The sequence below is a fragment of the Vibrio sp. V43_P6S15P86 genome (genome assembly GCF_009904725.1).
Lineage (GTDB): Bacteria > Pseudomonadota > Gammaproteobacteria > Enterobacterales > Vibrionaceae > Vibrio > Vibrio diabolicus.
This window is the reverse complement of the sequence record NZ_WXWT01000451.1, coordinates 1-8397: the sequence shown is the minus strand read 5'-3', so window position 1 is coordinate 8397 and position 8397 is coordinate 1. Positions and strand designations below refer to the sequence as shown.

The 8397-nt window shown below is 43.6% G+C and carries 8 protein-coding genes; 1 reads left to right on the top strand and 7 read right to left on the bottom strand.

Going from position 1 to position 8397, the window contains the following annotated elements; genetic code table 11:
* Positions 1-69 precede the first annotated feature (69 nt).
* Genes CAG69_RS20120 through CAG69_RS20105 form a run of 4 tightly spaced genes read right to left on the bottom strand, consistent with a single transcriptional unit; the run spans position 70 to position 2857 of the window.
* On the bottom strand, positions 70-483 hold the full coding sequence (locus CAG69_RS20120; protein WP_161445875.1) for a type IV pilus modification PilV family protein: 414 nt from the start codon (positions 481-483) through the stop codon (positions 70-72).
* The gene (locus CAG69_RS20115) at positions 473-1783 is read right to left on the bottom strand and encodes a hypothetical protein (protein WP_006741845.1); all 1311 of its coding nucleotides are present in this window, start codon (positions 1781-1783) and stop codon (positions 473-475) included. The genes CAG69_RS20120 and CAG69_RS20115 overlap by 11 nt, the downstream gene beginning before the upstream one ends.
* Positions 1780-2370: a pilus assembly protein PilW gene (locus CAG69_RS20110; protein ID WP_161445873.1), complete on the bottom strand. Its 591-nt coding sequence runs from the start codon at positions 2368-2370 to the stop codon at positions 1780-1782. Before CAG69_RS20110 ends, CAG69_RS20115 begins: the two co-directional genes overlap by 4 nt.
* Entirely contained in the window at positions 2351-2857 is a 507-nt protein-coding gene (locus tag CAG69_RS20105; protein WP_161445871.1) for a GspH/FimT family pseudopilin, read from the bottom strand. The genes CAG69_RS20110 and CAG69_RS20105 overlap by 20 nt, the downstream gene beginning before the upstream one ends.
* 103 nt (positions 2858-2960) lie before the next feature.
* On the opposite strand from CAG69_RS20105, the gene CAG69_RS20100 reads away from it, so the two are divergent.
* A complete protein-coding gene (locus CAG69_RS20100) occupies positions 2961-3392 on the top strand; it encodes a type IV pilin protein (protein ID WP_161445877.1) in 432 nt (143 codons plus the stop codon).
* A gap of 69 nt (positions 3393-3461) precedes the next feature.
* On the opposite strand, the gene dnaJ is transcribed toward CAG69_RS20100, so the two are convergent.
* From dnaJ to CAG69_RS20085, 3 genes are all read right to left on the bottom strand, one after another.
* Complete coding sequence (dnaJ, locus tag CAG69_RS20095) at positions 3462-4610, bottom strand: molecular chaperone DnaJ (RefSeq protein ID WP_005391453.1); 1149 nt, start codon at positions 4608-4610, stop codon at positions 3462-3464.
* A 204-nt stretch (positions 4611-4814) separates the two neighbouring features.
* A complete protein-coding gene (dnaK, locus tag CAG69_RS20090) occupies positions 4815-6728 on the bottom strand; it encodes a molecular chaperone DnaK (RefSeq protein ID WP_005391455.1) in 1914 nt (637 codons plus the stop codon).
* A 349-nt stretch (positions 6729-7077) separates the two neighbouring features.
* Complete coding sequence (locus CAG69_RS20085) at positions 7078-8352, bottom strand: dicarboxylate/amino acid:cation symporter (protein WP_012842090.1); 1275 nt, start codon at positions 8350-8352, stop codon at positions 7078-7080.
* Between the last annotated feature and the right edge of the window lie 45 nt (positions 8353-8397).

The following is an 8397-nucleotide window of genomic DNA, read 5'->3' as shown; positions in this document are numbered from 1 at the left end:
GTGAACACCTTATCCAAAGAACTCCAATCGGTTTTGATTGAATCGGCGTAAAACAGGAACCTAGACTATTTAATCAAATTCGCTATGTTTAGAGATCATGGTTTTCAGCTCTACCGATTGTATTTTACCGTGGCGATCTTGCCATAGAGCTTCCATATGTATCGTTTTAAGTGCGCCCGACAGAGTTGCCGTTGGCACAGACCAAGATAAAGTATACAAGGGGTGCGTAGTATCTTCCCCAGAGACAATATTTGTATCAAAATTAGCGGCGGGCATCGAGGGAGCTGCAGAAAGAGCCCCACGCGTACGAAACCACTCTAATTTCTGCTCAGCAAGATTTAGCGCTTCAATGCTATGCATCGCGTAATCTGCCCGCAGCTCAATGTAAGCTTGCAACTTAACCAATCCAAGAGCACCGACACCAATTAAAATAAAAGAAATCATTATTTCAATTAAACTAAAACCATGTTGTTTACTTGGCATTCCAACTTCCCTCTTGCCAACGAACATCATTTCTCCTTGTTGTAGGTCTTTTACTGGAATCAAATAGTAACTCCATTGAGCCCGCAATTGAGGTTTTTAACCCATCAGTATCAAAACCATAACCACCCGTTGCGTGAAATGCCCCTGCATCAACATAAACAGTTTGTGTAAGATCAGTATATTGTTTACCAATGGTAAAATTAGTCGGTGAGCCATCAGCATTCGAGAACAAACTTTCCCAATAGCTTTTTAACTCATCAGGAGCAAACTGTGGTTTAGTTTTATCGACTAAATGAAAAAGCGAACCCTGAAATGTTGTTGAACCAGTATTGATAAAAATACCATCTTGAATAACTAACGTATATTTCTCATGGTTGCCTTGAAGTGCTAAATTCCCGTGAATGGCGCAGTCACCAGTAATCCAAACCTTATCTACTTCCTTAAAAGCATTTTCGATAGCTGATTTACACTGTGTCGCATTTGACAAATTGATTTTCCCAGCTTTCGGAAATGAAGCTTTGACTTTATCAATATTTTCCGGTGTTTTTTTGTAATCAAAAAAGGTTTGGAATGGATCGACTTCCGAGTCATAAACAAAATCGCCTTTTAGCTGCGGATCAGAAGTTTCAGGTTTATTAGTTTTCGTAATTGCATTCCCAGCTTTTACTGTAACATTGGTTGTCGTTGCAGCGGTACACCCTCCAGCAGGAGAACCATCATATAAGCTATTCGCTCTTATTGATGCAGTGTTATATTTTGATCCTGTGCTTCCGCCTTCCATGGTATAACTATACCGATAAGTCAGTGATATGCATTCATACAAATTGTCAGAATTAAGATCACCTTTCGCATCTGGATGAACCTTTAAATCACCATAAGTAGTTAACTTGGATGTGGTTTGTATCGCTCCTTTTCCACGATTACTTAGTGTACTGAAAGTTTTATTGAGCTGGGCCCAACCATTGTGAGATATAGAATTAATACGATAGACTCCTGCCCCTATATCAGTAACGTTCAGCTGGCTAAGGTTTAATTCCCTCTTACATAAGGTATTTAAATTATTGTGATTAATTGGGATGAGCTCGTTTACTATGGATACATCATCTGTGACATAAGCAAATAGACACTCAAGCCCTCCTTCCGCTTCCCAGTGCTGTTGCCGAGAACTAACTTCATTCTGCGCACGCTTAATTTGATAAAATAGATTCTTATATGAGCCTAACGTCACAACCAAAGCGACAGAGAGCAGTATGGAAGTAATAAGTAACGTGGCCACTCCTTGTTGATGCTTACGTATCATTGCCAATTCCTTTGCTGAACTTGTAATAAAATGGCGTGAGAAATTGCCGGATCATTTTTTAATTCAGCGGCCATTGAAATAGAAATAAACGCACTATCTATTGACGAACCTGATAGTAATGTTCGACTAACACCAAATTGAGTTACTTTAATTTGCTTTGGATCAAAAAGATCAAAACATCCACTAGCAGCAGACACGACACTTAAAGGTGATGGTGAATCATCCTGGCAATATTCCAACATATTATCCTTTAACCGATATATCGTATTACTCACAGAGCTTGCTGTATTTCGATAAACATAACCGATTTTTTCGGATTGTTGATATAGAACGCTAGGAGAACCGGAAAGCATCATTGATTTTGTCGTAATACCATTAAATCCTGCTCGCTGAATATCCACTTTCACTTGTTGAATTACACTACTCATCTGCTGAAGTAGCATTATTTCCTTGCTTCGCTGCACAGCCGTTTTTTGGTTAGAAAGAAACACTGCGCCAACAATGCCCAAAGCGACAACTCCTAACAACGCAGCAATCATAAACTCAACAAGTGTACTACCCTGCTGTTTAGCATTGTTCAAAGCCATATTTTGCCTCATTCATAGCGCACACTTTTACTCGCCCTGCTCCGTTATGAACAGTTACTTTTATCGGACTGGTATCCGCTTGAGATTTCTTCAGGTTAATACTTCCCGCATTTCTGGGGTTCCCCATAACACGATCAAACTTGACGCTAGTTATATTACTCGACACCACCAAACCTCGATATAGATGACCTTGCAGCTCAGCAACAGTATTCATTGAAGTAATGTCAGTGACATTCGATACACTCGAGAGTGTGAGCTTCCAGCTTCCGGTGGATGAAGGCAAGCCTTGAATATGAACCCACAAATCTTGATTTCTCATCACCGATTCCGATTTCGCTTGGATCAAAAAACCCTGTAATTCGTTGGCTAAATTCACTATTTTCATGTGTTGGCTAACTTTTGAAAAACTTGGGGCGACAAGAAGTAGTAGTACTGACAAGACAGCAACAGTAATAAGAAGCTCCAACAACGTAAACCCGCGAGGCATTTCCCAAATTCCTATGTAAACGGCAAAAGGGCCGTAATTCATCTTGCACAGATGCTATCACCTGCCAAAAATAGGCGGAAAAGTGAAAAGGAAACTACTCGTGATGATTCGAATTTCTCGCTGTAACAGCTACAAAAAAGGATTGGGAGGGATGACATTGATCGAATTACTGATAGCCGTAGTGATTGCCGGGATCATTGCGGCTGTCGCCTACCCTTCTTACACCAATCATGTGCTCAAGTCTCATAGGACGGTTGCCTTGAGCGATCTTAGTCGAATTCAGCTAGAGCTAGAGACATCTTATGATGGTGGGTACGACTGGAGTCATATTATCTCTGGAGGCACATGCACTCTATGTGATTCAGACACAGATAGATTTTCTTTCAATATTGCGAGCTCTGCAAGTACGGCCTATACCATTACAGCAACAGCAAAATCGGCTCTGGGACAAGACGACGACGAGTGCTTGACTGGCGCTAAAACGATTACTTTAACGTCAACAAATGTCGAAGAACCAAGTGATTGCTGGAATTAGAAAGAACACCGAGATGCAAAAAGGCCTGCATTTTAGCAGGCCTTTGTATTTGTGCTTTTCACTAACGTCTTAGCTGGTTAAATCATCAAAGAACTTTTTCACACCGTTGAAAAAGCCTTCTGATTTAGGCTTGTGCTTTGTCGCCGCTTCACCACCACAAGACTCTTCAAACTCTTTGAGCAGTTCTTTTTGGCGTGAGCTTAGGTTTACTGGTGTTTCAACAACCAACTTAACAATCAAGTCACCGATACCGCCACCGCGAACGCCTTTCACACCTTTACCACGCATGCGGAACATACGACCTGTTTGTGTTTCTGAAGGTACTTTTAGGCTTACGCGACCATCTAGAGTTGGCACTTCAACTTCACCACCTAGAGCCGCCATCGCAAAGCTTACAGGCACTTCACAGTATAGGTTGTTACCATCACGTTCGAAGATATGGTGCTCTTTTACGTGCACTTGTACATACAAGTCACCCGCTGGAGCTCCCATTTCTCCCGCTTCACCTTCGCCAGATAGACGAATACGGTCGCCAGTATCAACACCTGCTGGGATCTTAACGTTAAGTGTTTTAGTTTTCTGCTTACGACCTTGACCATGACACTCATTACAAGGGTCTTTAATGATCTTGCCTTTACCGTGACAGGTTGGGCAGGTTTGTTGCACTGCGAAGAAGCCTTGACGCATCTGTACTTGACCATGACCATGACAGGTACCACATGTTTCAGCAGATGAGCCTTTCTTCGCGCCACTACCATCACAGGTATCACAGTGTACTAGTGTTGGTACTTCGATCTCTTTCGTTACACCACGAACCGCCTCTTCTAGCGTCAGTTCCATGTTGTAACGTAAGTCCGCACCACGTTGAGCACGGTGACCACCACCGCCACGACGACCACCACCAAAAATGTCGCCGAATACATCGCCAAAGATGTCGCCGAAATCAGCACCGCCGCCACCAAAGCCGCCGCCACCGAAACCACCGCCGCCTTGTTCAAAAGCAGCATGACCGTACTGGTCGTACGCCGCTTTCTTTTGAGGGTCGGTCAGAACTTCGTACGCTTCTTTTACTTCTTTAAACTTGTCCGCCGCAGACTCATCACCCTGGTTTCGGTCTGGGTGGAATTTCATCGCTAGACGCTTGTACGCCTTTTTGATATCGCGCTCTGAGGCATCACGGCTTACGCCTAATACTTCGTAAAAATCACGTTTTGACATGTTCTTCGTCACCAGTTAATTACTACAAACGGCATCGATTCACCGCTTGGTGTTTGTATCGTTCTAGGTAAGTGCACTTATCCGCAACATACTTAACTAGAAAGACAGCGTTTACAAACAGACGGGCGTAAGAGTTGCCCCAAACGCCCGCACACGAAGTCTTATCGACCCCAGATGGCTTTGCAGCCATCTGGTTAAGAAATATTATTTCTTGTCGTCTTTAACTTCTTCGAACTCAGCATCTACAACGTCGTCTTCTTTAGACTGTGCATCGGCGTCAGCACCTTGTGCTTGCTGCGCTTGAGCTTGTTGTTGAGCGATTTCCATCAGTTTTTGAGAAGCTGTCATTAGTGCTTGAACTTTAGCATCGATAGCTTCTTTGTCTTCGCCTTTGCGCGCTGTTTCTAGCTCAGAAATTGCTGCCTCAATCTTCTCTTTCTCTTCTGCAGGTAGTGCTTCACCAGCTTCTTCTACTTGCTTACGAGTACCGTGAATCATTTGGTCAGCTTGGTTACGTGCAGTCGCTAGCTCTTCGAACTTTTTGTCCGCTTCTTTGTTAGCTTCTGCTTCTTGAACCATTTTCTCGATGTCTTCATCGCTTAGACCGCCAGAAGCTTGGATAGTGATCTTCTGCTCTTTACCAGTCTGCTTGTCTTTCGCTGACACGTGTAGGATACCGTCCGCATCAAGGTCAAAAGTAACCTCGATTTGTGGCATACCACGTGGTGCAGGCTGGATGCCTTCTAGGTTGAATTGACCTAGAGACTTGTTGTACATCGCTTGCTTACGCTCACCTTGTAGAACGTGGATAGTAACCGCGCTCTGGTTGTCTTCCGCTGTAGAGAAAACTTGGTTCGCTTTAGTTGGGATAGTCGTGTTCTTCTCAACTAACTTAGTCATTACGCCACCCATTGTCTCGATACCTAGAGACAGTGGAGTTACGTCTAGTAGTAGTACGTCTTTAACGTCACCAGCAAGTACACCACCTTGAACTGCAGCACCCATTGCTACTGCTTCGTCAGGGTTTACGTCACGGCGCGCTTCTTTACCAAAGAACTCAGCAACTTTCGCTTGAACCATTGGCATACGAGTCTGACCACCAACTAGGATTACGTCAGTGATGTCGTTTACTGATAGATCAGCGTCAGCTAGAGCTACTTTTAGTGGCTCAAGAGAGCGTTGTACTAGGTCTTCAACTAGAGATTCTAGTTTTGCACGAGTCACTTTAATGTTCATGTGCTTAGGACCAGTTGCATCTGCAGTAACGTAAGGTAGGTTTACGTCAGTTTGAGAAGTAGAAGAAAGCTCGATTTTCGCTTTTTCTGCTGCTTCTTTAACACGCTGCATTGCTAGTGGATCGTTCTTAAGATCGATACCTTGCTCTTTCTTAAACTCGTCTACTAAGTAGTTGATTAGGCGGTTATCAAAGTCTTCACCACCAAGGTGAGTATCACCGTTAGTCGCTAGAACTTCGAATGTTTTCTCGCCTTCAACTTCATCGATTTCGATGATAGAGATATCGAATGTACCACCACCAAGGTCGTATACCGCGATAGTGCGATCGCCGCCTTTCTTATCAAGACCGTAAGCTAGCGCTGCTGCTGTTGGTTCGTTGATGATACGTTTAACTTCTAGACCTGCGATACGGCCAGCATCTTTTGTAGCTTGACGCTGAGCATCGTTAAAGTAAGCAGGTACTGTGATAACTGCGCCAGTTACTTCCTCACCAAGGAAATCTTCAGCAGTTTTCTTCATTTTCTTAAGAACTTCAGCAGAAACCTGAGGAGCCGCCATTTTTTGGCCTTTTGCTTCTACCCAAGCGTCACCATTGTCAGCCTTAACAATTTTGTAAGGCATGATTTGGATGTCACGCTGAACTTCTTCGTCTTCAAAACGACGACCGATTAGACGCTTAATTGCAAATAGCGTGTTTTCTGGGTTAGTTACTGCTTGACGTTTCGCAGGTTGACCTACTAGCGTCTCACCGTCAGTGTAAGCAATAACCGATGCAGTAGTACGTTCGCCCTCTGCGTTTTCAATTACACGTGGTTTGTCGCCGTCTAATACAGCAACACATGAGTTAGTAGTACCTAAGTCAATACCAATGATTTTACCCATCTGGCTATCTCCGAATAAATTCTATTTTCGTTTGGTTATAACCCCAATGTGGGGGGAGGAGAATCGGGTTTCAACCCTTGCTCACAAACAAAAATAATCAATGTTTGCTTCTCTATGCCACATAGATAAGGGCGGCAAAATGCTTTTCAAGGGCAGAATTAAAAAAAAGCGTCTTTTTTCGAAATTTATGTGTTTCTTTCTGATTAGTTGGGAACTCGTCACACTGCTGTAGCGCAACAAAACACCATTTCTCAGGTAAATGTATTTATGCCCGACTCTTCCTAAACAAAAAAAACGAGCTCATAAGAGCTCGTTTCAATATTAGGGTTAAAATAAATGATTCAAGACATTATGCGTTCGCTTGAGCAGGCTCAGCGTCAACGCCTTCTTCTTTACCAATCTCACCTTCTGTTTTTGCAACAATGGTGTTTACCGCCGTGTCGCCCACAACGTTTGAAGACGTACAGAACATGTCATTAATACGGTCAACCGCAGCAATAATTGCCAAGCCTTCAGGTGGTAAGCCTAGTTGGTGAAGCAAAACGCCTACCATTACCACGCCGCCTCCAGGAACGCCACCAGCACCAATAGATAATAGAAGAATAGTTAAACCAAGCGTGAAGATGTCTGCGGTGTTAATTGGCTGTCCAAAAGCGTTCGCAACAAACATCGTTGCTAGAGCAATATAGATAGACACACCAGACATGTTCATCGTTGCGCCCAGTGGTACACCGAAGCCAGCAACCGATTTAGAGACCTGAAGCTTTTCTGTCAGTGTTCGCATCGTTACCGGGATAGTCGCGTTTGAGCTCGCGGTAGATAGAGAGAACAGAATCTGCTCACGAGTTGCACGTAGGAAAGTCTTTGGAGAGGTCCCTGTCGCAAGACTTACTGCCATTGGATAGAAGAAGAAGATCCAGAACACCAACATCGCAACCACCAAGGCCACATAACCAGCCACGGACATCAATGTATTGGCGTTTAGTGTTGCACCCAATTGAATCATTAGCGCGAACACACCATATGGCGCAAGACTCATCACTAACCCAACCAGTTTCATCATGATTTCATTTGCCATTTTGAACGTGCGGATGGCAGGACCACCACGAGAATCCAAAGCTTGAATTGCAAGACCTGTCAGAATTGCCATGAAGATGATTTGCAGCATGTCGCCGTTAGCAAACGCTTGTACTGGGTTGCTAGGAACAATGTTAACAACTAGAGAGAAAATGTCCGGCGTTTCTGTCGTCGTCAGCTGTACGGCCTCAGATACCGTTCCTGCCAGATTAGCACCAGCTCCTGGCTGGAAAATCAAACCAACAGTCAAAGCCGCCGTAATCGCAATGATGGTGTTAAGAATGTAGAGGGTAAAAGTTTTTCCACCAAGACGACCAAATGCACTGATGTCTTTCAAGTCAACAATGCCGCATACGATTGAAACGTAAACTAAAGGAACAACAAGCAATTTGATCAGCGAGACAAACATGCCGCCAACGCCTTCTGCTGCTCCAAGTAGGTATGTATCAAAAATCGCAATACCGCTAAATAAGTACTGAATTGCTGTTCCGAGCACAAGGCCGGCAAACAAGCCTATAAAAATCTTACTAGAAAGCGATTTATCCATTATAAATCTCCGATATGTTGTGTTTGCTATTTACATCTTTGTAGT